Here is a 21,499-nt window from a genome sequence, read left to right as displayed (position 1 = left end):
CCCTTTTTCCCCGGAACCGCCCATGAGCGAACTACGCATCCACGGCCTGTCGAAATCGTTCGGATCGCATACCGTCCTGCACGACGTCGATCTCACGGTGCGGCGTGGCTCGCGCCTCGCGCTGCTCGGCCCGTCCGGCAGCGGCAAGACCACCCTGCTGCGCGTGCTGTGCGGCTTCGAGCGCGCCGAGCGCGGCACCGTCGAAATCGATGGCCGCCGCGTGGCCGCGCCCGACTTGCACCTGCCGCCCGAACAGCGCCGGATCGGCTACGTGCCGCAGGAAGGCGCGCTGTTTCCGCATCTGTCGGTGGCCGACAACATCGCGTTCGGGCTGCCGCGCGCGGCGCGGCGGCGCCATCATCGCGTCGACGAATTGCTCGAGATGGTCGGGCTACCCGCGTCGTATGCGAGCCGTGCGCCGCAGCAACTGTCCGGCGGACAGCAGCAGCGCGTCGCGCTCGCTCGTGCGCTTGCGCCCGAGCCGTCGCTCGTAATCCTCGACGAACCGTTCTCCGCGCTCGACACGTCGCTGCGCCACGAAACGCGTAGCGCGGTCGCCGATGCGCTCGCCGCGGCAGGCGCGACCTCGGTGCTCGTCACGCACGATCAGCCCGAGGCGATGACGCTCGGCGACGAAGTGGCGGTGATGTGGCACGGCCGGCTCGTGCAGACGGCCGCGCCGCAGACGCTGTACCGGCAACCCGTCACGCGCGACGTCGCGTCGTTCGTCGGGCAGGCGGTGCTGCTCGCCGGCCGCGTGAGCAACCTGCGCATCGCCTGCGCGCTCGGCGACCTGCCGCTCGTCGCGCCGCTGCCCGACGGGCCGGCCGACGCAATGCTGCGTCCCGAGCAGATCGGCATCGTGCCGGTCACGCACGGCGACGCGGCGCGCGGCCATACGGCGCGTGTCGAAGCCGCGCAGTTCGCGGGCCAGGACGCCGACGTGCTCGTGCGCCTCGATGCCGATGGCGACGTACGCGTGCGCGCACGCGTGCCGGGACACCGGTGTCCGGCCGTCGGCGAACGTGTCGCGCTGGTGGTGGATGGCGCGGTGATGGCGTATGCGCGCTGAGCGGCGCGGGCCGTCGCTACGCGCGCTTACTCGCGTTCAGTCGCGTTCACCCACGTTCAGGCATCGGCGCAGCCCGCCTCCGACAACGGCCGGAAGATCCGGCCCTCCGTCTCGACCGTCGCGCCCAGCAGCCGCGCGAGCCCCTTCGCGCCTTCGCGCATCACGACGTCGTGGTTCCAGCGGAACAGCGGGCGACCGAGCGGCTCCAGCCGGTTCATCCAACGCACGTGCGTGCGGATGTGCCAGTCGTAGCGCACGATCGTCCGTGCGCCGTCGGCGACGAACGACCAGCATCCGTCGCCTTCGATCGCGCCGCTCGCACGGCCTTCGAGCACATGCGGCGGCTCGACGCGCCGCACGCGCATGTCGAAGGTCAACCGGTACGGCAGCGCCCCCTTCCATGTATAACGGTGCAGCGCGCCGACGCCACGCGCGTCGCCCGGTTCGATCTCGACGGTGCTCACGGCACCCTTCCACCAGGCGGGCCAGCGGTCGACCTGGTAGATCGCGTCCCACACCGCCGCGAGCGGCGCGTCCACGCGCCAGGTCGTCGAGAACCGGTATTCCGCCATGCAGCCTCCGGCATGCCCGTCACGGGCACGAGTCAGCACACCACTCAGGGCGCGAAGAAGCGTTCGGGAAACGCGACATCGATTTCGATGTCGTCGAGCGTCACGGTTTCGAGCGGCACGTCGTCATCGTCCGCGAAGCTGACGACCTTCAGCGGAAAGCCGTCCTCGGTATCGAGCCACAGCCGGTAGCGATGCACGCCGTCGACCGCGTGCGCGGGCGCGCCCGTGACCGACACGCGCAGCGCGGTTCGGCCGCCGACGGCCTCCTCGCCTTCGGTCACCGTCGCGCCGCCTTCCTGCAGCGCATGAACGTTGCGCAGCAGCTCGCCGACGTCCGACCGGTCGACCCGGTGGCCGCTGCGGTCGCGCACGAGCGGATTGGACGGCGACAGCGTCAGCGCGGGCGGCGCATGCACGCCGAACGGACGCAACCGCACCTTGCCGTCGCCGGGATCGTACGCGAGCACCGCGCCGTGATGCGGCGACACGAAATCCATCCGGACGAAGCCGGGTTTCAGGTACGCGTAACGGATCTCGGTATGCTCGCCGCCGCGCGCGGACGAGCGGATCGTCGCGCGGTACGAGCGGACGTGGTCGAAATGCGCCTGCGCAACGGTCACGGGATCGGCGGTCATGCTCGCTCCTATCAGGCTCGCGGCCAGCAACGCGGCGATCACGGCGCCGCCTCGACATCGAGCACGCCTGCCATCCCGCGCTCGCGATGGCTGCTGAAAAACAGCAGCCGATGCGTGCAATAGTAGGCGAACCGGCCCGGCTGCGCCGGCGTGAACCGAAACGTCTTCGGCGTCGTGCCGAGTTCGGTGCGCACCGCGATGCCGGCCTGCGGCGCATCGATTTCGAAACTGTGCGGCACCAGGCCGGGCTCGGCCGACACGGTCAGCTCGACCGGCACGTGTGCCCGCACGATCACGTGGTTCGGTCGGAAGAAATAGCTGCCGCCGACGATCGCCACCCGTTGCACGCCGTCGGCGTCGACCGGCACGCGCAGCGGCGCATCGCCGTCCGCCTGAGCAAGCGCGGTGCCCGCGGCGAGCGCCGCCAGCACCAGCATCGGCACGCGCCGCTTCGTCATCGTCGTCTTCATCACCTGCTCCCTGCCGGCGGCGGCGCGCGCGTCACCCCTTCCACGCGTCGGTCGGGCCGCCGAGTTCGCCGCATGCGTCGATCGCGAGTTCGCGCAGGCGCCGTTCGTCGCCCTGGCCGGACAATGCGTAACCCATCCCGCGATCCGACCAGAAATACGTGTAGCGGTCGCCGGCCGACATCGCCTGCGGCGCGAGACGTCGTGTGTCGTAGGCCGTCATGTACAGCGTCACGCGCGCGCCGTCCGCGCGCTGGTACATGAGTTGCGCGGCCGGCCCCGCTTCGCCGGGAAGCAGGCGGCCGCCGAGCAACTGGTAACCGTATTCGTCGAGCGACGGCGCATGCACGGGCCGCCCGAGACGCGCGGACAGCCACGCGACGAGATGGTCAGGATCGCCCGCACCGACCTCGACCGGATGGTCGCGGTCGGCCACGTACGTCGCATAGGCGACATCCGCGCGTGCGGCGAACGCCGGTTCACCGCCGAACGCCACCCAGCCCGCATGCAGCGCGACACCGATCAGCAGCCCGGCCGCGAGCCCCGCGAACGCATAGGCGATCCCGCGCCGGCGCGGCGCACGGCGTTGCACGAACAGCGCGGGCGCGGCGGCCGGCAGCGGGAACAGCGCCTGCAGCGCGTCGCGCTGCGCCCGATAGTGCGCGAATCGTTCGGCCTCCTCCGGATCGGCCAGCACGCGCTCGAGCACCTCGCGACGCTCGTGCCCGGACAGCTCGCCGTCCAGCAACGCGGACAGCAGCTGCGCCGACGCATCGTCGTCCCGCTCGTTCGAAGGCTTGTGCGGATCGTCCATCATGTCTTCCCGATCACCCGTAATGCAGCCGTGCCGTGCGCCGGCGGCTCGTCGGACAACAGCGCGCGCATCTGCCCTCGCGCCCGTGCAAGCCGCGACATCACCGTCCCCACCGGGACGCCGAGCACCTCCGCGGCATCGCGATAGCTCAATTCCTCGAGCGCGACCAGCAACAGCACCTCGCGCTGTTCGACCGGCAGCCGGTACAGCGCGCGCTGCACGTCGCGCAGCACCAGCCCGCCGATTTCGCCGGCCGGTGCGGCCATCGTCTGCCACGGCGCCGTCGCATCGTCGACCGCGATCTCGTGCCGTGCGCGCAACTGGTCGATGAAGCGGTGCCGCAGCAGCGTCAGCAGCCATGCGCGCAGGTTGCCGCCGTCGCGCGGCGGGCGGTTCAGCGCACGCTCGAGTGTGTCTTGCACGAGATCGTCTGCCCAGGCCCGGTCACCCGTCAGCGCACGCGCATAACGCGTGAGATGCGGCAACCACACCAGCAGATCCGATTCATAGCTCATCAGGATGCCTCGCGCACCACCCCACCGCCCGTCGTCACGGACGCGCGACGTGCCACATGCCGCCGACCCCGTCGCCACCCGCGTCGCCGGGCTTGTGATCCAGCTTCCAGCGATACAGCGGGCGCCCGCGGTATGCCCATTGCTTGCTGCCGTCGTCACGCGCGACGAGGCTCAGCGCGCCGGTTGCCTTGTCGTACGCGTCGGCAAGCGCAGGCGGCCAGTTCGCCGCGCACCCGCTGTCGCACGCGCTCTTGCCGGGCGCATCGCGATCGAACACGTACAGCGTCATGTGATCTTCGTCGACCAGCTTTCCGTCGCCGGCGCGCGGGGGTTCCGCGGCGGCCGGCCGCACGATTGACGCCGTCAGCGCGGCGGCGACGAGTATCCGTTTCATGCCCTTTCTCCTTGACACGGCATCGCGACACGGCGGCACCGGCCGGGATGATCGGCTTCGTCTCGACCATTATCCCGCCGGCCGGCGCTGCCGGGATTCGGTATGTAAACGGATGGAGGCGACCGGTTATTCCACGCCGGCCGGCGAGCGTCGTCTTCGGCGGCGGAAGCCATTCGTGCGACGAAAGAAAAAAGGGACGCCAAAAGACAACGCGGCATGACATCGCTGTCATGCCGCGTTGTGCGGCCCGTTGCGCACGGCGGCCGATCCGGCTCCGCCGTGCGTGCGCGGCCGGTTACTTCGGCAGTGCGCCCGTCAGCGACTGGAGCAGCGATGACACCGGCGCGAGCGGGTTGCCCGGCGCGCTGTTGCCCGAGTGCGGCGTGACCGACAGGCCCGGCGCGGAGCCGAGCGTCGTGCCCACCGTCGTGCCGACCGCGTTGACGACCGTCGCCGTCGCGTTGGCGCCCGTCGTCAGCAGCGAGCCGACTGCGCCCGCCGTGCCGCCGGCCGCGTTCGCGCCCGAGCCGAGCAGGCTGCCGCCCGCCGCTGCCGTCGAACCGGCCGCGCCCGACAGCGCGCCGGCCGCCTGCCCGAGGGCCGCCGGACCGCTCGCGAGTGCGCCCGTCACCGAACCGAGCGCACCGGTCAGTGCGCCGGCCGGGTTGCTGCCGCCCGTCAGGCCGCTCACGAGGTTCGTGATCGGTGCGATCGGGTTGCTGCCCGCCGCGCCCGACAGCGTGCCGATGACCTGGTTCACGACGCCTTGCACCGGCGCCAGCGGGTTCGAGCCGCCGAGGTTGCCGAGCGTACCGACCACCTGATTCACGACGCCCTGTACCGGCGCCAGCGGGCTCGAGCCACCGAGGTTGCCGAGCGCGCCCACGACGGAGCCGACCGCGTTGCCCAGGGCATTCGTGGCCGTGCCGACCGCGTTGCTGTTGCCGAGCGTGCCGACGACCTGGTTCACGACGCCCTGCACCGGCGCCAGCGGGTTCGAGCCGCCGAGGTTGCCGAGTGCGCCCGTCACCGAGCCCAGTGCGCCGGTCAGCGCGCCGGCTGCGTTGCCGCCCGTCGGCAGCGCGTTCTGCAGGCCGTTGACGAGGTTCGTGATCGGCGTGATCGGGCTACCGCCACCGGCGCCGGACAGCGTGCCGACGACCTGGTTCACGACGCCTTGCACCGGCGCCAGCGGGCTTCCCGCGCCGCCGAGCGTGCCGGCGAGCTGCGTGACGACGCCCTGCACCGGAGCCAGCGGACTTCCCGCGCCGCCGACGTTGCCGAGCGTGCCCGTGATCGTGTTGACCGCGTTGCTCAGTGCGCCGGCCGGGTTGCCGCTGCCGAGCGTACCCGTGACCTGGTCGACGACGCTCTGGATCGGCGCCAGCGGGTTCGAGCCGCCGCCGATGCCGCCCAGTGCGCCAGTGACCGTGCCGAGTGCACCGGTCAGTGCGCCGGCCGGGTTGCCGCTACCGAGCGTGCCCGTCACTTGATTGACGACGCCTTGTACCGGTGCCAGCGGGTTCGAGCCGCCGCCGATGCCGCCCAATGCGCCCGTCACCGTGCCGAGGGCGCCGGTCAGTGCGCCGGCTGGGTTGCCGCTGCCGAGCGCGCCCGTCACTTGATTCACGACGCCCTGAACCGGCGCCAGCGGATTCGTGCCACCCCCGATGGAGCCCAGAGCACCCAGTGCCCCCGTCACGTTGCCGAGCGCACCGGTCAACGTGCCAGCCGGATTGCCGGCACCCAGTTCACCGGCTACCGTACCGAGTGCACCCGTCAACGCACCGGCCGGGTTGCCGTTATTGAGCGCCGTCGTCACTTGATTGACGACACCTTGAACCGCCCCCAGCGGGTACGAACCGCCGCCGACATTACCCAGCGCGCCGGTCACTGTGCCGAGTGCGCCGGTCAATGCGCCTGCCGGGTTGCCGCTGCCAAGTGCGCCCGTCACTTGATTGACGACGCCTTGAACCGGCGCCAGCGGGTTCGAACCACCGCCGATACCGCCCAGTGCACCCGTCACCGTGCCGACGGCACCGGTCAGTGCGCCTGCCGGGTTGCCGCCACCGAGCGTACCCGTTACCTGATTGACGACACCTTGAACCGGCGCCAGCGGGTTCGAACCACCGCCGATACCGCCCAATGCGCCCGTCACCGTGCCGACGGCACCGGTCAGTGCGCCTGCCGGGTTGCCGCCACCGAGCGTACCCGTTACCTGATTGACGACACCTTGAACCGGCGCCAGCGGGTTCGAACCACCGCCGATACCGCCCAGTGCACCCGTCACCGTACCGACGGCGCCGGTCAGTGCGCCTGCCGGGTTACCGCCACCGAGCGCACCCGTGACCTGATTGACGACGCCTTGAACCGGCGCCAGCGGATTCGAGCCGCCGCCGATGCCGCCCAGTGCGCCCGTCACCGTGCCGAGAGCACCGGTCAACGCGCCTGCCGGGTTACCGCCACCGAGCGCACCCGTGACTTGATTGACGACACCTTGTACCGGCGCCAGCGGGTCCGCACCACCGCCGATACCGCCCAGCGCACCCGTCACCGTGCCGAGAGCGCCGGTCAGTGCGCCTGCCGGGTTGCCGCCACCGAGCGCGCCCGTTACCTGATTGACGACACCTTGAACCGGCGCCAGCGGGTTCGCACCACCGCCGATACCGCCCAGCGCACCCGTCACCGTGCCGAGAGCGCCGGTCAGTGCGCCTGCCGGGTTGCCGCCACCGAGCGCGCCCGTTACCTGATTGACGACACCTTGTACCGGCGCCAGCGGATTCGAGCCGCCGCCGATACCGCCCAGTGCCCCGGTCACCGTGCCAACCGCGTTGCTCAGCGTCCCCGTCGCCGTATTCAGCGCACCGGTCAACGCACCTGCCGGGTTACCGCCGCTCAGCGCACCCGTCACCTGATTCAGCACACCCTGGACCGGCGCGAGCGGCTGCACCGTGCCGCCGCCACCGCCGAGTGCGCCCGTCACCGCCCCCACGGCGCCCGACAGCACCTGGCCGGGATCGCCCAGCGACGTCTGGATCGCGCCTGCCCCGCCTGCCGCCACGGTGACCGAGCCCAGCGGCGACGTCCCCGTCGCGACCAATCCGACCGACACGCTGTTCGTCGGCGGGTTGACGATCACTTGCGGAATCGGCAGCGCATCAAGGGCCCCCGCCATCGCCGAACCCGAAGCCAGTACCCCGAACACCGTCGCGACCGACAGCGCCACACCCGTCAATTTCAAATTGTGTCCCATCTTTATTTTCCCCATCTCGGTTGGCACAACGTTGATAAAGCATGGGGACGGATTGCACGAAGTGTGCCAATTCGAAAAACGGGATTGATTCGTCTGCCTATTGACGGGCAATAACGCTTTTTTAATCGATTTCAGACGAAATTCACGGCCTTGGCGCCGCAATCATCCGACGAAAAAGGCCGACTGAACGCGGATGTAACGTAACGTTTGCGAGCCCCGTGGTAACGTGTTCCGGTACATTCCGCGTAACGCCGGAACATCCGCTGCAACGATGCGCCACACCGTCACGAGCGGCTTCCCATTACGCATTTCATCAATATGAAAATGCATTGATAAATCGCCGATTTGCTGATTTTCTTTATTTCGCGATTATCTTTCTTGCCGATTACGCAGATCATTTCCGATTGCGTGATTTCCGATAATTCGGATAGCAGATTGAAACATTGTGAAGGCCGGCGCGCGCGACGCAGCGCGCGCCGCCGGATCAGCCGAAGCGCGCGGGCCGGTACGGATGGGGATCGATATAGGTCGGCGCGCCCGTCATCATTTCGGCGAGCAAGCGGCCGCTTGCGGGGCCGAGCGTGAGCCCGTGATGGCAATGACCGAACGCGAACCACAGGTGGCGATGGCGCGGCGCGGGCCCGATCACCGGGCGCATGTCGGGCGTGCACGGCCGCATCCCGAGCCACGGCTCGGGATCGAGCCGCTCGCCGATGCCGAACGCGTCGCGCGCCAGCGGCTCGGCGCGCGCGAGCTGCACGCCGGTCGGCGGTGCGCCGCGCAGCGCGATCTCGACGCCGGTCGTGAGCCGCAGGCGGCCGCCTTCCATCGGCGCGACGACGAAACCTGCCTCGGTATCGCACACGGGCACGTTCAACGGCGCGCGCGTCGGCCGGTAATGCATGTGATAGCCGCGCTTCGCGCGCAGCGGAATCCGGTAGCCGAGCGGCTCGAAGACGTGATCGGACCACGGCCCGAGCGCCACCACGGCCGAGCGTGCCGAAATCGGCCCGTGCTCGGTACCGACCTGCCAGCCGTCATCCACCTGCACGAGCGTCCGGGCATGGCCAAGCGCGAACGTGCCGCCGTCGCGCTCGAACAGCCGCGCGTAGGCCTTGGTCAGCCCGCCCGGGCTCGACACGGTCTTCGGGTCCTGCCAGTGGAATGCGCCGCAGAACGCGTCGCCGATACCGGGCTCGCGCGCCCGCAACGCACGTGCGTCGAGCACGGTCATCCGCAGCCCGTGCGCGTCGGCCACGCGCTGCTGCGCGCTCGCTTCCGCATCGAACAGCGCGGGCGAACGGAACGCCTCGATCCACCCGCCGTCGTGCACGAGCGGCTGCGCATCGGTGCGCGCGAGCAGCGCGTCGTGCTCGACCACACTCGCCGCGACGAGCGGCAACAGGTCGCGCGCGGCGGCCGCGAGCCGCTGCGGCGACGATTCGCGCCAGAAGCGCGCGAGCCAGCCCGCATACGCGGGCAGCGCGCGGTAGTCCCAGTAGAGATCGACCGAGCGGTTGCGCGCATAGCGCAGCAGCGTGCCGAGCCGGCGCGGAAACGCGTACGGCACGACCGACGAGCGCTCGATCAGCCCCGCATTGCCGTGGCTCGTTTCCTCGCCGGGCGCGCGCCGGTCGACGAGCGCGACGCGCAGCCCGCGATCCTGCAGATGCAGCGCCGACGACACGCCGACGATGCCGGCCCCCAGAACGATGACGTCGAAATCCATGGTTCCCCGTACTGCGTCGAGATTCGATGCGACACGCGCCGGCGCGGCGGCCGGCGCGCGGCGGTCATGACGATTACTTCGAGACGATGTCGCGCTTGAAGTACTTTTGCGACAGCGCGCTGAGCGTGCCGTCCTTCTTCAGCGCGTCGAGCGCGCCGACGATCTTCGCCTGCAGCGCCTTGTCGTTCTTGCGCATCCCGAAGCCCGTGCCTTCACCGAGCGTCGCCGGATCCTTCAGCGGCTCGCCGACGATCTGGTAGTCGCGGCCGGCCGGCTTGTCGAGGAACCCGTCCTGCGCGGTCTGTGCTTCCTGCACGGCCGCGTCGAGGCGACCCGCGACGAGATCCGCATAGATCTGGTCCTGATCCTGGTACGACACGACGGCCACGCCCGCGTTGGCCCAGTGCGCTTTCAGGAAATCCTCCTGCGACGAGCCCTGCAGCACGCCGACGTGCTTGCCGCGCAGGCTCGCGACGTCGGGCCGCAGCGGCGAACCGTGCTTGGCGATCATCACGATCGGCACCACGTAGATCGCCGGCGTGAAGTCGATGCTCTGCCGGCGCTTCGACGTGATGTTCATCGCCGAGTTGATCGCGTCGAACTTGCGTGCCTGCAGCGCCGGGATCAGGCCGTCGAACGCATTCTCGACCCACACGCATTTCATGTTCAGCTTCGCGCACACTGCGTTGCCGATGTCGACGTCGAAGCCCTGCAGCTGGCCGGCCGGCGTCTTGCTCTCGAACGGCGGATAGGCGGCTTCGATCCCGAAGCGCAACGTGGTCTGTTCCGCATGGGCCGTGACGGCCGCGCAGGCAAGCGCCGCAGCGGCGCAAAGGGAGAGCTTCCAGTTCATGACGGTCCTTCCGTTCCGGATTGAGGCGATGAAGATCGGTGCACGACGCCCCGGGCCGGGCGCCGGGTCGGCATTCGAAGCAGGCGGCCGCCACGCGGCGATGCGTCGAGTCCTGCACGCGAAATATAGACTCAAAGTCTACTATAGACTATAGGGGATACGAGAATCGTGCCCTGATACGCGACGTCGAAAATTCGCCACCCATCCTTAACCCCCTTGATTTACCTGCGATTTTTCCTAACCACGCGACGGCACGACATCTCGAAAAGAAAAATTCTCCCGATTTAGTTTGTCTATATTAGACTTTTCGTCCATCACGAACACTGCCGGACACCGTCGATCGAGACTGTCCTGTCCGGCCCCGACCGGAGATGTCCCCATGACGCGACCCGCCCCGACCCTGCCGCTGACCGTCGACGAAGCCGCGGTGCGCGCGGCCCTGCCGTCGCTCGACGTGCTCGGCACGCTGCGCAGCATGTTCGCGTCGCTCGCCGCGGCGCGCGCGGTGCAGCCGCCGCAAACGCTCACGCTGTTTCCCGACCAGGCCGGCGACTTCATCACGTATCTCGGCGCGCTCGCCGACGCGCAGGTATTCGGCGCGAAGCTGTCGCCGTATGTCGTGACGGGCGGCAAGCCCGACGGGAGACCAATCGTCACCGCCTGGACCGCGCTGATGTCGATGCGCACGGGCCAGCCGCTGATGTGGTGCGACGCCGGCCTGCTGACCGTCGAGCGCACGGCCGGCACGACCGCGCTCGCGGTCGACTGCCTCGCGCCGCGCACCGCGCGCCATCTCGCGATCGTCGGCGCGGGCGCGGTCGGCCTCGCGCACCTGCGGCACACGGCGGACTTGCGCGACTGGGAGACGATCCGCGTGTACTCGCCGTCGCTTGCCGGCGACGCGGCGCAGCAGGCGGCGCTCGCGCAGCTCGATCCGCGTGCCCGCGCCGCGGCGAGCGTCGAAGCCTGCGTGCGCGACGCGGACGTCGTGATGCTGTGCACGTCGTCCGGCACGCCCGTGCTCGGCGACGGGATGCTCACGCGCCCCGCGCTCGTCACGTCGATCAGCACGAACGTCGCGCGCGCCCACGAGATCCCGCCCGCCTGGCTGCCCGACATGGACGTGTACTGCGACTACCGGCATACAACGCCCGCGAGCGCCGGCGAGATGCAGATCGCGGCGGCCGAACACGGCTGGGACGCCGCGCGGATCGCCGGCGACCTGCCCGCGCTCGTCGCCGGCACCTGCCCGTCACCGTCGTATGCCCGTCACGCGTTCTTCCGCTCGATCGGCCTCGGGCTCGAGGACATCGCGATCGCGCACGCGCTGTACACGCACCTGGCACGTGCATGAGCGGCACGCGCGCGCGGGGCCGATACAATGGCGCAACCGCCGCGGCGGCCGCGCGCGGGCGCACGGGCATGCCGGTCAACGGTTCGCCGGCACGCCGGCCCGATGCGCTGCCCGGCCCCCGCCCACCCGAGATGGCGAACCCGATGCGCAAGAAGAAATCCCCCGTCAAAGACCTGCTGCTCACCCGCTATGCGCCGATCGCCGACGGTATCGCCGCACTGTTCTTCCCGTACGCGGAAGTCGTGATCCACGACCTGCACGACCAGACCGTGCTGTATCTCGCGAACAACCTGTCGAAGCGCGAGGTCGGCGACGATTCCGCGCTCGAGGAAATCGATCATTCCGCGCGCGAGCGCGTGATCGGCCCGTACGAGAAGCTGAACTGGGACGGCCGGCGGATGCGCTGCGTGAGCAACGTGCTGTTCGACGACGAAGGCCGCCCGGCCGGGATGATGTGCATCAACTTCAACATCGCGGTGTTCGACGAGGTGCGCGCGACGCTCGACCTGTTCATCAAGGGCGCGGGCGTCGTCGCGCAGCCGGACGAGCTGTTCCGCGACGACTGGCAGGAGCGCATCAACACGTTCCTGCACGGCTGGCTGCGCGAGCGGCAGGTCGGGCTGAACGGGCTCACGCGCGAGCACCGGCGCGAGCTCGTCGAAGCGCTTTACGCGGAAGGCGCGTTCCGCGGCAAGAGCGCGGCGAACTATGTCGCGAACGTGCTCGGAATGGGCCGCGCGACGGTCTACAAGCACCTCAAGCACCTGAAGGAAACGCAGGGCGACGCGTAAGCGAACCACCCTTCGGGCAGATTCGCCGCCGCATACGGCGACGGCCGGGCATCGGCATTCGCTATCGGGACGCCGCTTCCGTGTCTATGCTTCGTGATACGCCGGGCGCCCGTTTCATATGACCGCATGGCCGCCCGGCCAGGACGAAACGTCGAAGTACAAAATGATATAGTCCCGGTTACATTTTTTTGCTGCCCGGAATTGCCCATGACGACCGCTCCCGCCCCGACTGCCCGCCCGACCCTGACCGTCGAGATCTGGTCCGACCTGATCTGCCCGTGGTGCTGGATCGGCAAGCGCCGCTTCGACGAGGCGCTCGCCGCGTTCGCGCACGCCGACCGCGTCGACGTCGCGCTGCGCGCGTACCGGCTGATGCCCGGCCAGCCCGTCGAGCCGGTCGAGGCGATGCTCGGCGGCAAGTACCGGATGTCGCCCGCGCAGGTCGACCAGATGCTGCGCCAGGTGACCGATGCGGCCGCGAGCGTCGGGCTGCGCTACGACCTGCCCGGCACGCTCGTCGGCGATACGCTCGACGGCCACCGGCTCGTGAAGCTCGCGGAAGCGACGGGCCGCGCGCACGCGCTGACCGAGCGGCTGTACCGCGCGTATTTCTGCGAGCACGGCTCGCTGTTCGATCACGCCGAGCTGACCGAATTCGCGGTCGAAGCGGGGCTCGAGCGCTCGGCCGTCGAAGCCGTGCTGCGCAGCGACCTGTACCGCGCCGAAGTCGAGGCCGATGCCGCCCGCGCCGCGCAGATCGGCGGCCGGGGCGTGCCGCTGTTCGTGTTCGGCGGCCGCTATGCGGTGTCGGGCGCGCAACCGGCCGACGCGTTCGCGCAGGCGCTCGACCAGGCATGGCGCGACGGCATCGTCGAACTCGACGGCGGCGACGCAGCCGCGTGCGGCCCCGATGGCTGCGAACTGCCGGCGCGCTCGTAACGCCCGTCGCCTCCATCGCGCGCGTCCCGCCCGGACGCGCGACTACGCATCGCTGCTGCCACAAACCGGCAGGAAGCCCGCGCCGAGGGGGTCTACAATGCAGCCTTTCAAATAACTATCAGAAGGCGGCAAGCCCATGACCCACGGGATTCACGGCGAGAAGCGCTGGTACGCGCTGATCGTCCTCTGCCTCGGCGTGCTGATGATCGTGCTCGACAGCACGATCGTGAACGTTGCACTGCCGTCGATCAGCACCGACCTCCATTTCACCGAGACGGCCCTCGTGTGGGTCGTCAACGCGTACCTGCTGACGTTCGGCGGCTGCCTGCTGCTCGGCGGACGGCTCGGCGACCTGTACGGCCAGCGGCGCATGTTCCTCGCCGGCCTCGTCGTCTTCACGCTCGCATCGCTCGCGTGCGGCCTCGCGCAATCGCAGGCGATGCTGATCGCCGCGCGCGCGGTGCAGGGAATCGGCGGCGCGGTCGTATCGGCGGTCGCGCTGTCGCTGATCATGAATCTCTTCACCGAGCCCGGCGAACGCGCCCGCGCGATGGGCGTGTACGGCTTCGTCTGCGCGGGCGGCGGCAGCATCGGCGTGCTGCTCGGCGGGCTGCTGACGAGCTCGCTGTCATGGCACTGGATCTTCCTCGTCAACCTGCCGATCGGCATCGCGGTCTATGCGATGTGCGCCGCGCTGCTGCCGCGCCTGCGCGCGCCGGCCGGCAACGCACGGCTCGACGTCGCGGGCGCGATCACCGTCACTGCTTCGTTGATGCTGGCCGTCTACGGGATCGTCGGCGGCAACGAAGCCGGCTGGCTGTCGACGCAGACCGTCGCGCTGATCGGCGCGGCCGCCGCGCTGCTCGCGCTGTTCATCGCGATCGAGGCGCGCGCCGCGCATCCGCTGATGCCGCTCTCGCTGTTCGCCTCGCGCAACGTCGCGCTCGCGAACGTGATCGCCGTGCTGTGGGCGGCCGCGATGTTCGCATGGTTCTTCCTGTCCGCGCTGTACATGCAGCGCGTGCTCGGCTACGGGCCGCTGCAGGTCGGCCTCGCGTTCCTGCCGGCGAACCTGATCATGGCCGCGTTCTCGCTCGGGCTGTCCGCGCGGATCGTGATGCGCTTCGGCATCCGCGGCCCGATCGCGGCCGGCCTGCTGATCGCGGCGTGCGGCCTCGCGTTGTTCTCGCGCGCACCGGTGGACGGCGGCTTCGTCTGGCACGTGCTGCCCGGCATGACGCTGCTCGGCATCGGCGCGGGCGTCGCGTTCAATCCGGTGCTGCTCGCCGCGATGAGCGACGTCGATCCGGCCGATTCCGGGCTCGCGTCGGGGATCGTCAACACCGCGTTCATGATGGGCGGCGCGCTCGGCCTCGCCGTGCTCGCCAGCCTCGCGGCCGCCCGCACCAACGCGCTCGCGGCGGCGAATGCCCCGCTCGACGCGCTGAACGGCGGCTACCATGCGGCCTTCGCGTTCGGCGCGGCATTCGCTGCCGTCGCCGCGCTGATCGGCCTCGCGCTGCGCATCCGGCAGCAGGGTGCGGTCGAAGGCGTCGGCTCCGCGATGCACTGACCGGTGGCCGGCGGCGGGTGGCATCGACCGCCGCCCTCGAACCAGGGCGCGCACTGTCGCGCCCTTTTTTATGCGTGCCGGGCCTGGCACCCGCTCTCGCTTCACCGGGCGCTTCGGGCGGATCAGTCGCGAGGAGAACAGCCATCACGCCCCTCGCTCCGCTCAAACGCCTGTTTTACTTCGGGCCAGATGCCCGCCCCACGGGCTTCCCCCGCCGATTTTTAACGCAGTCGACCATCGACGCGCCACTTTTGCGACAATGGCGGACTTTGATGCGCGCGCCGCGGCCACGCGCCGCCGCCGAACATCGCATAACCGTCGCCGCATAACCGCCTGCTTCCGATGTCGCTTCCCCATATCGATCTGCTGTACTCGTTGTCCGGCCTGTTCGTCGGTATCCTCGTCGGCCTGACGGGCGTTGGCGGTGGTTCGTTGATGACGCCGATCCTCGTGCTGCTGTTCGGCGTCCACCCGGCAACGGCGGTCGGCACCGACCTGCTGTACGCGGCCGCGACCAAGGCTACCGGCACGCTCGTCCACGGCCTGAAAGGCTCGATCGACTGGCGCATCACGGGCCGGCTCGCGGCGGGCAGCGTCCCGGCCGCGGCCGTCACGCTGTGGTGGCTGCATACGCACGGGATGAACGCGCCGGGCACCGCGCGGATGATCCAGCTCGTACTCGGCATCGCGCTGCTGCTCACGTCGCTCGCGCTGATCTTCCGGCCGCAGCTCACCGCGTTCGCCGCGCGCAACCCGCTCGCGCCGAGCCCCGCGCGCACGCTGTGGTCGACCGTGCTGACAGGCGCCGTGCTCGGCGTGCTCGTGTCGATGACGTCGGTCGGCGCCGGCGCGATCGGCGTGACCGTGCTCCTGCTGCTGTATCCGATGCTCGCGACCACCCGCATCGTCGGCTCCGACATCGCGCACGCGGTGCCGCTCACGCTCGTCGCGGGCATGGGCCACTGGCTGCTCGGCTCGGTTGACTGGTCGATGCTGCTGTCGCTGCTGCTCGGCTCGCTGCCCGGCATCGTGATCGGGAGCCTGCTGTCGGCGCGCGCGCCCGAACGGCTGCTGCGCAACCTGCTCGCCTCGACGCTCGTCGCGGTCGGCGTGCGGCTCGTGCTGGCGTAACACGCGGCGCAACCGCCCTGTCCTCGATGGTTTGATGCCGTTTCGCGGCCGGCGAACGACGCGCCGACCCATCGCCCGCCGCACATAAAAACAGCCCGACCGGCCTGCGCCGATCGGGCTGTCGTCCATCCGGGGCGGCGCAAGCCGCCCGCGGCGCTTACTGCCCTTGCTGCTGCAACTTCTGCTGCTTGAGCTGCTGCGTGCGCATCTGCAGCTTCAGCACGCGCTGCAGCGCAGTGCGGTTGGCGAGGATGCCGTCGTAGAAGTTGGCGAGATCGCCCTTCAGCGCGGTCCGCGACGCGTCGTTCAGGTAGATCATGTGGCCCGACGGGTAGTTCTTGATCGTCAGGTTCTGCGCCTTGAGCGTCGGGTCGAGCGGCATCTGCGCGAGCGTCAGCTCCGTCTGGTGGAACGGCGTGACGGCGTCGAAATAGCCGTTGGCCGACAGCACCTTCAGGTCCGGGTTCACGCTCATCGTCGACGCCAGGTCGCCGGCCGTGTACAGCGTATTGCCGCCGCCCTTGTTCGCGCCGGTCGGATCGGTGTGGCTGAAGTCCCAGTTGTTGAAGACCTGGTCGTTCAGGTCCACGAACGACGACGTCGACGTGTACTTGAGGTCGGTGTTGATGTAGCTGTTCCACAGCACCGTGTACGCGCCGCCCACGTTCGTGATCGACGGATCGTTGCTGCCCGAGTTCGGCAGGATGTACGGCGCGATGCCCTTGCCCGTGAAGTTCGCGCGACCGTCGTACTGGCCGATCTGCGTGCCCGGCACGAGCGTCAGGAAGAACGTGTACGGCGGGTTGTCGTTCGACGACGGCACGTTGCCGAGCGCGGCCGGGTTGCCGAACGTCTGGATCAGCGACGTCGGATCCGTGCCGATGTACGCGCCCATCTGCTGCGCGGTCTGCAGGTTCAGGTTCAGGCGCACGTTCACGAAGCCGCCGTCCTGCGGGTTCGGCTTCTGCGCGAGCGGCGCGAGCGTGTTGTCCGCGTAGTTGCGGGCCTGGACCATGTACGCGTCGAGGTCGGTCGGCGTCGGGTTGAGCGTCGTCTTCTTCCAGTAGAACGCATCGGCCGCGAGCGTCGGGAACGTGCCCGGCGCGGACAGCGCGTTCGCGTAGTCGAGGATCGACGACTGCAGCGTGATCCCGTTCAGGTCGATGCCGTCCTCATGCAGCACCCACGAAACGACCGCGCTGCGCGCGGTGCCGTACGACTCGCCGTACAGGAACTTCGGCGAATTCCAGCGCGAGTACTTGGTCAGGTAGCGCTGGATGAAGCGGTCGATCGAGCGGGCGTCCTGGTCGGTGCCCCAGAAGTCCTTGTTCTTCGCCGGGGCGATCGCCGCCGAGTAACCGGTGCCGACCGGGTTGATGAACACGAGGTCGGTACGGTCGAGCAGGCTGTCCGGGTTGTCGAGCAGCTTGTACGGCGCGGGCGGCGTGAAGTTCGGGAACGACGACTGCAGGCGCTTCGGCCCGTACGAGCCGAGCAGCAGGTAGACCGACGACGAGCCGGGGCCGCCGTTGTAGAAGAACGTGACCGGGCGCGGCTTCGACGGGTCCGGATTGTCCTGCGTGTACGCGACGTAGAACATCTTCGCGTTCGGCGCCGACGTGACCGGATCGATCGTCGTCAGGTGGCCCGTGGTGGCCGTGTACTTGATGGTCTTGCCGCCGATCGTGACCGTGCGGTGCACGACGGCCGCCCCTTCCGTGGAATCCGTGACCGCGTCGTTCGGCCCGGTGCCGTACACGTCGTTGTCGACGTACGGCTGGTCGGCCGCGGCGGCCGTTGCGGTGGTGTTGGCCGACGTGCTGGCGCCGGCCGACGTCGCGGCGGCGGCGGCGGCCGAAGCGGCCGGGCTCGACCCGTCGTCGCCGCCGCACCCCGTGACGAGCAGCGCAGCGGCCGCGGCCGCTGCGAGCGGCACGCTCAGTGTCGTTCCGAATAGCGCGAAACCGTCTTTCAAGGACTTCCGTGTCGTCATTATTGCCTCTCGAACAGAACGATAAATACCGCCGGTCGCAAAGGATCATTTGCGCCGGCGCTCCGCACCGGGAATGCATTCGTTATGCGACGCACTCCGAGTTTTTTACCGGCTCGGCGAATACCGACCGGCATGATTTACCCCACCCATATTTTTTTGCGACCGCACAATGAAATCAATTCCATTGCGAACGACAATTCGATAATCCGCAGCAATACATATTCGTTCAGCGCATTTGCACACGCACAAAATCGACGGCAAAAACACGCCCTTGCCAGGCCATCCCCGGCAAGGGCGCCTCGCTTCGAACAGACGAACAATCCCCCTCGGCGAGATGCCGATTAATCGCAAAATGACGATCAATCGCGACTCGAGCCGATTTAATAAAATCGAAAGGATCGATTAACTAAATGGAAAGGAATATCCTCGTATCTGGAATTTATTAAATTAAGTGAAAATACCGGCGCATATTAGGGTTCAGATTTATCGCCGTAAAGTAATAATTTGTTACGGCGCTCGCCATTCCGATAAAAGGCAGTTCGGGACCGATTCCAGAGCACCCAAAAGAAAAAGCCGGACGAGTGTCCGGCTTCGTGAGCGCGGCGCGGCGCGCGCCGTCAGAACGGCACGTCGATCGCGCCGGCACCGGTCGTGATCGTATTCGCGCCCGGCGCGGCCGAGATCGGCGGCAGGTTCGCGCTCGTCAGCGCGGGCGCGGCGCCCGGCGTGCCGCCGCGCGGCACCGTGCGGATCACCTGCGACGGCGGCAACGGCGCGCCGCTCTTCAGGTGCTTCCACATCAGGTTCAGCGCCTGCAGGTTGTAGTAATGAACCGGCACGAAGCGAGTGTCGAAGCCCGGCACCGGCAGGAACGCGTCGAAGTGCTGGCCGTTCGTCACCTCGTAGAACACGAGCTGGCTGCGCCCGCCTTCGCTGATGCCGTTCTGCGCGACGTACGCGCGCGACGCGTGGTTCACGGGCACGAGCGCGTCGCTGCGGCCCTGCACGATGATCGCCGGCTTGCCCTGCAGGTTCGCGTTCACGCGCACCGCGTCGACGTTCGCGGGCATCCCGAGCATCCCGTTCGTCCAGAGCTGGCGCAGGCACAGCGCGCCCGCGAAGCTCCCGTCGGGCGTCGCGAGCCGGTGGTCGACGCCCGCGCCCGTGTTGAACACGAGGTTGATGCCGGCCGTCGGCGGCACACCGTTGCCGACGCCGAACACGGCCGGCATCGGCGACGTGGCGGGCGCGACGACGGCGCCCGTCGCCGGGTTCGTCGTCGCGAAGCTGAAATTGCACAGGTTGTCGGTGACGCGCGAGCGCGTGTACGCGTTCGCATACGTGACCGCGATCGCCGGAATCGCCTGCGAATCCCACATCGGCGCCTGCAGCAGGTCGGAATCGGCGAGGTAGCCGGCCGCGTGGAGCTGCGCGAGCGCGTCGGCGGCCTGACTTTGCGTATCGGCGCCCGACACGAGCCCGGCCGCGGCGAGCGTCGCGCAGCGCTGGGTGCGGATCGACTGCGTGGTCGCCGCCGGCAGCGCGCTCAGGGACGGCGCGTCGGCAAGCGACGCCGACGCGGCCGCGCACGGCTCCAGCAGGTTCGCGAGCGTCGCGTAGTCGGCCAGCGGCCGGCCGAACGACGGCACGGGCTGGCCGCCCGAGCGCACGACCGCGTTCGGCGCCATCCGCACGTTGATCTGCGGCTCGCCGACCACGACCGCGGTGATCCAGCCGCGGTTGTCCTGTTCGGCCGCCGCGAGCGACGCGCCGCCGCCGTTGCTGACCGATGCGGCGATCGTCGTGATGTCACCCGCGCGATAGCGCACGCCGTGATGCGAGCCGTCGACCAGCGGTCCGAACTGCTCGTTGAGCGCCCAGTACGCGAACTCGACCGACTGCAGCGTCACGCGCCCCCAGTCCTGCTCGGGATTCTGCTGCGAATGCGCGTGCTTGAACGCATAGCGGTTCGGGAAGCGGGAATTGAACGTGGCGAGATCGCCGCTGGTGACGTTCGCGGTGAACAGGCTCGCGGTGCCGGCCAGCACCGCGTTGGCGAGCGTGCCGTCGATCAGCGTGATGGTGTCCGACATCAGCTCGTGCGCGCCGTTGCCGCCGCCCTTGTCGTTGTAGGCGACCGCGCAGCCGCGCTTGAGCGCCCATTCGCCGGCCGCGGAAATCGCGCCGTACACGCCGCGCGAGCCCGACGACGTCGCGGTGACGATGCACGGCTGCGCGGGATTGAAGCTGGCGGGCACCTGCACGAGCAGCGTGACGTTCTTGCTGCCGCTGCCGTCGTCGGCGTAGGCGAGATATTCGGTGCCGGGAATCTTGCCTTCGCCGAGCGTGTCGTTGCCGTCGAGGTCGACGTTCGGCCCCCAGAAGCGGCCGTAGCCGCCGTTGGCGCTCATGTCGACCAGCGCGCGGTAGTTCGACCAGATCGCGAGACGGCGCAGCTCGGCGCCCGTCGGCCGGGCGGCATTCGCAAAGCCGGGGGCGCTCGCCGAGCCGAGGCCCGTCTTGCCGAGGCCGGCCGTCAGCAGGTCGTCGCTCGCGCCGTCATAGGCCGTCGTGCGCACGCTGCCGGACACGAAACCGGGCAACCGGTTGCGCTCGGCCGACTCGTCGCCGTTACAGGCGCCGAGCATCGCGACCGCGGCCAGCGCCGCGCCGAAAACCATCCGCCTGCCCCACCCGAGTCTCGTCATCGCCGCCCTCTCGATATCGTTATCGGTCCGCCGCCGCTTCGTGCGGCTTGCGGCCTCTCAAGCGCAAACGGGCCCCGGCATGCCGGGGCCCGCCTGAAAACGGGCGCATGCGGCGCTCACGCGCCGTCGCCCGGCGTTACTGCTGCTGAACCGTCAGCTTGTTCGACACCGACGTCACGCCGCTCACGCCCTTCGCCGCCTCTTCCGCCTTGTCGATCTGGGCCTGGTCGGGCACCGTGCCCTCCAGCGTGATCGCGCCGCCCTTCGAGCGCACGACGATGTTCGCCACGTCGATGCCGCCCGCCTTCGTAATGGCCTTGCGCACCGCATAGCCAAGCTTGCGGTTCGCCTTCTTCGCGGTCTTCGCGGCGGCCTTCGGCGCGCTGGTCGCGGCCGCGGGCGCTTCCGTTGCCGCGGCATCGCTCGACTGCGCATACACGCTGCCCGACAGACAGGCCGCCACGGCGGCAACGCCCAACGCTCTCAACACGATCGACTTCATGCTATCTCCTTATCACTCCGGAACGGCCGTGCACAGTACGGCCGATTACCCCCAAAAACAGCCGGCCCGCGCGCGAACGGGCGGGACAGCCGGTGTTTTCCACGGCGATACGAGAGAGGCGAGACGGGCTGGCGGCCGGCGCACGCGAAAGCGGGCCGGCCGGGCCGGACAGCCGCCGGCCGAACGCGCCCGGTCTCATTGCGT

Annotated in this window: 18 protein-coding genes; 6 read left to right on the top strand and 12 right to left on the bottom strand. The window is 69.2% G+C overall.

Annotated elements, in window-relative coordinates; genetic code table 11:
• Positions 1-22 precede the first annotated feature (22 nt).
• Positions 23-1,072 (top strand): ABC transporter ATP-binding protein, encoded by a 1,050-nt coding sequence (locus CFB40_RS04310; RefSeq protein ID WP_089430690.1) that lies wholly within the window; start codon positions 23-25, stop codon positions 1,070-1,072.
• A 56-nt stretch (positions 1,073-1,128) separates the two neighbouring features.
• Here CFB40_RS04310 and CFB40_RS04305 read toward each other — a convergent pair whose 3' ends face one another.
• From CFB40_RS04305 to CFB40_RS04260, 9 genes are all read right to left on the bottom strand, one after another.
• Entirely contained in the window at positions 1,129-1,644 is a 516-nt protein-coding gene (locus CFB40_RS04305) for an SRPBCC family protein (protein WP_089424644.1), read from the bottom strand.
• Between the two features lie 44 nt (positions 1,645-1,688).
• Positions 1,689-2,321 (bottom strand): LolA family protein, encoded by a 633-nt coding sequence (locus tag CFB40_RS04300; RefSeq protein WP_089424643.1) that lies wholly within the window; start codon positions 2,319-2,321, stop codon positions 1,689-1,691.
• Positions 2,318-2,749 carry a quinol oxidase gene (locus CFB40_RS04295; protein ID WP_373452670.1) on the bottom strand — a complete coding sequence of 144 codons (432 nt, stop codon included), beginning with the start codon at positions 2,747-2,749 and terminating at the stop codon, positions 2,318-2,320. Before CFB40_RS04295 ends, CFB40_RS04300 begins: the two co-directional genes overlap by 4 nt.
• Positions 2,750-2,780: 31 nt before the next feature.
• Complete coding sequence (locus CFB40_RS04290; protein ID WP_089424642.1) at positions 2,781-3,563, bottom strand: anti-sigma factor family protein; 783 nt, start codon at positions 3,561-3,563, stop codon at positions 2,781-2,783.
• Positions 3,560-4,075: a sigma-70 family RNA polymerase sigma factor gene (locus tag CFB40_RS04285; protein WP_039361534.1), complete on the bottom strand. Its 516-nt coding sequence runs from the start codon at positions 4,073-4,075 to the stop codon at positions 3,560-3,562. Before CFB40_RS04285 ends, CFB40_RS04290 begins: the two co-directional genes overlap by 4 nt.
• A 34-nt stretch (positions 4,076-4,109) precedes the next feature.
• The gene (locus CFB40_RS04280) at positions 4,110-4,469 is read right to left on the bottom strand and encodes a COG4315 family predicted lipoprotein (protein WP_089424641.1); all 360 of its coding nucleotides are present in this window, start codon (positions 4,467-4,469) and stop codon (positions 4,110-4,112) included.
• Positions 4,470-4,764: 295 nt separating this feature from the next.
• Positions 4,765-7,722: a beta strand repeat-containing protein gene (locus CFB40_RS04275; RefSeq protein ID WP_089430689.1), complete on the bottom strand. Its 2,958-nt coding sequence runs from the start codon at positions 7,720-7,722 to the stop codon at positions 4,765-4,767.
• A gap of 484 nt (positions 7,723-8,206) precedes the next feature.
• Complete coding sequence (locus CFB40_RS04265; RefSeq protein WP_089430688.1) at positions 8,207-9,451, bottom strand: NAD(P)/FAD-dependent oxidoreductase; 1,245 nt, start codon at positions 9,449-9,451, stop codon at positions 8,207-8,209.
• A gap of 73 nt (positions 9,452-9,524) precedes the next feature.
• Positions 9,525-10,304 carry an ABC transporter substrate-binding protein gene (locus CFB40_RS04260; RefSeq protein WP_089424638.1) on the bottom strand — a complete coding sequence of 260 codons (780 nt, stop codon included), beginning with the start codon at positions 10,302-10,304 and terminating at the stop codon, positions 9,525-9,527.
• Between the two features lie 379 nt (positions 10,305-10,683).
• Here CFB40_RS04260 and CFB40_RS04255 point away from each other — a divergent pair, with 379 nt between their 5' ends.
• The 5 genes from CFB40_RS04255 to CFB40_RS04235 all read left to right on the top strand — a co-directional run bounded on the left by CFB40_RS04255 (position 10,684) and on the right by CFB40_RS04235 (position 16,092).
• Entirely contained in the window at positions 10,684-11,658 is a 975-nt protein-coding gene (locus tag CFB40_RS04255; RefSeq protein ID WP_089430687.1) for an ornithine cyclodeaminase family protein, read from the top strand.
• On the top strand, positions 11,655-12,449 hold the full coding sequence (locus CFB40_RS04250) for a helix-turn-helix transcriptional regulator (RefSeq protein ID WP_089430686.1): 795 nt from the start codon (positions 11,655-11,657) through the stop codon (positions 12,447-12,449). The genes CFB40_RS04255 and CFB40_RS04250 overlap by 4 nt, the downstream gene beginning before the upstream one ends.
• Before the next feature lie 207 nt (positions 12,450-12,656).
• Positions 12,657-13,388, top strand: a complete 732-nt coding sequence (locus tag CFB40_RS04245) for a DsbA family oxidoreductase (protein WP_089430685.1) — start codon at positions 12,657-12,659, stop codon at positions 13,386-13,388.
• 136 nt (positions 13,389-13,524) lie between these two features.
• A complete protein-coding gene (locus tag CFB40_RS04240; protein ID WP_089430684.1) occupies positions 13,525-14,961 on the top strand; it encodes a DHA2 family efflux MFS transporter permease subunit in 1,437 nt (478 codons plus the stop codon).
• Positions 14,962-15,303: 342 nt separating this feature from the next.
• Positions 15,304-16,092: a sulfite exporter TauE/SafE family protein gene (locus CFB40_RS04235; RefSeq protein WP_089430683.1), complete on the top strand. Its 789-nt coding sequence runs from the start codon at positions 15,304-15,306 to the stop codon at positions 16,090-16,092.
• A gap of 157 nt (positions 16,093-16,249) precedes the next feature.
• Here the strand turns inward: CFB40_RS04235 and CFB40_RS04230 are convergent, their stop codons facing one another.
• The 3 genes from CFB40_RS04230 to CFB40_RS04215 all read right to left on the bottom strand — a co-directional run bounded on the left by CFB40_RS04230 (position 16,250) and on the right by CFB40_RS04215 (position 21,295).
• Entirely contained in the window at positions 16,250-18,085 is a 1,836-nt protein-coding gene (locus CFB40_RS04230; RefSeq protein ID WP_089430682.1) for a S10 family peptidase, read from the bottom strand.
• 617 nt (positions 18,086-18,702) lie between these two features.
• Complete coding sequence (locus CFB40_RS04220; protein ID WP_089430681.1) at positions 18,703-20,793, bottom strand: D-(-)-3-hydroxybutyrate oligomer hydrolase; 2,091 nt, start codon at positions 20,791-20,793, stop codon at positions 18,703-18,705.
• A gap of 136 nt (positions 20,794-20,929) precedes the next feature.
• Positions 20,930-21,295: a BON domain-containing protein gene (locus tag CFB40_RS04215; protein WP_089424630.1), complete on the bottom strand. Its 366-nt coding sequence runs from the start codon at positions 21,293-21,295 to the stop codon at positions 20,930-20,932.
• Between the last annotated feature and the right edge of the window lie 204 nt (positions 21,296-21,499).

The sequence above is a fragment of the Burkholderia sp. AU31652 genome, assembly GCF_002223155.1.
GTDB lineage: Bacteria > Pseudomonadota > Gammaproteobacteria > Burkholderiales > Burkholderiaceae > Burkholderia.
This window is presented reverse-complemented; position numbering and strand designations above follow the sequence as displayed.

Bases quoted from the DNA above. Each gene is read 5' to 3' on its own strand.
- CFB40_RS04310 (WP_089430690.1), top strand. From the start codon at position 23: ATGAGCGAACTACGCATCCACGGCCTGTCGAAATCGTTCGGATCGCAT.
- CFB40_RS04305 (WP_089424644.1), bottom strand. From the start codon at position 1,644: ATGGCGGAATACCGGTTCTCGACGACCTGGCGCGTGGACGCGCCGCTC.
- CFB40_RS04295 (WP_373452670.1), bottom strand. From the start codon at position 2,749: ATGAAGACGACGATGACGAAGCGGCGCGTGCCGATGCTGGTGCTGGCG.
- CFB40_RS04290 (WP_089424642.1), bottom strand. From the start codon at position 3,563: ATGATGGACGATCCGCACAAGCCTTCGAACGAGCGGGACGACGATGCG.
- CFB40_RS04285 (WP_039361534.1), bottom strand. From the start codon at position 4,075: ATGAGCTATGAATCGGATCTGCTGGTGTGGTTGCCGCATCTCACGCGT.
- CFB40_RS04280 (WP_089424641.1), bottom strand. From the start codon at position 4,469: ATGAAACGGATACTCGTCGCCGCCGCGCTGACGGCGTCAATCGTGCGG.
- CFB40_RS04275 (WP_089430689.1), bottom strand. From the start codon at position 7,722: ATGGGACACAATTTGAAATTGACGGGTGTGGCGCTGTCGGTCGCGACG.
- CFB40_RS04265 (WP_089430688.1), bottom strand. From the start codon at position 9,451: ATGGATTTCGACGTCATCGTTCTGGGGGCCGGCATCGTCGGCGTGTCG.
- CFB40_RS04260 (WP_089424638.1), bottom strand. From the start codon at position 10,304: ATGAACTGGAAGCTCTCCCTTTGCGCCGCTGCGGCGCTTGCCTGCGCG.
- CFB40_RS04255 (WP_089430687.1), top strand. From the start codon at position 10,684: ATGACGCGACCCGCCCCGACCCTGCCGCTGACCGTCGACGAAGCCGCG.
- CFB40_RS04250 (WP_089430686.1), top strand. From the start codon at position 11,655: ATGAGCGGCACGCGCGCGCGGGGCCGATACAATGGCGCAACCGCCGCG.
- CFB40_RS04245 (WP_089430685.1), top strand. From the start codon at position 12,657: ATGACGACCGCTCCCGCCCCGACTGCCCGCCCGACCCTGACCGTCGAG.
- CFB40_RS04240 (WP_089430684.1), top strand. From the start codon at position 13,525: ATGACCCACGGGATTCACGGCGAGAAGCGCTGGTACGCGCTGATCGTC.
- CFB40_RS04235 (WP_089430683.1), top strand. From the start codon at position 15,304: ATGTCGCTTCCCCATATCGATCTGCTGTACTCGTTGTCCGGCCTGTTC.
- CFB40_RS04230 (WP_089430682.1), bottom strand. From the start codon at position 18,085: ATGACGACACGGAAGTCCTTGAAAGACGGTTTCGCGCTATTCGGAACG.
- CFB40_RS04220 (WP_089430681.1), bottom strand. From the start codon at position 20,793: ATGACGAGACTCGGGTGGGGCAGGCGGATGGTTTTCGGCGCGGCGCTG.
- CFB40_RS04215 (WP_089424630.1), bottom strand. From the start codon at position 21,295: ATGAAGTCGATCGTGTTGAGAGCGTTGGGCGTTGCCGCCGTGGCGGCC.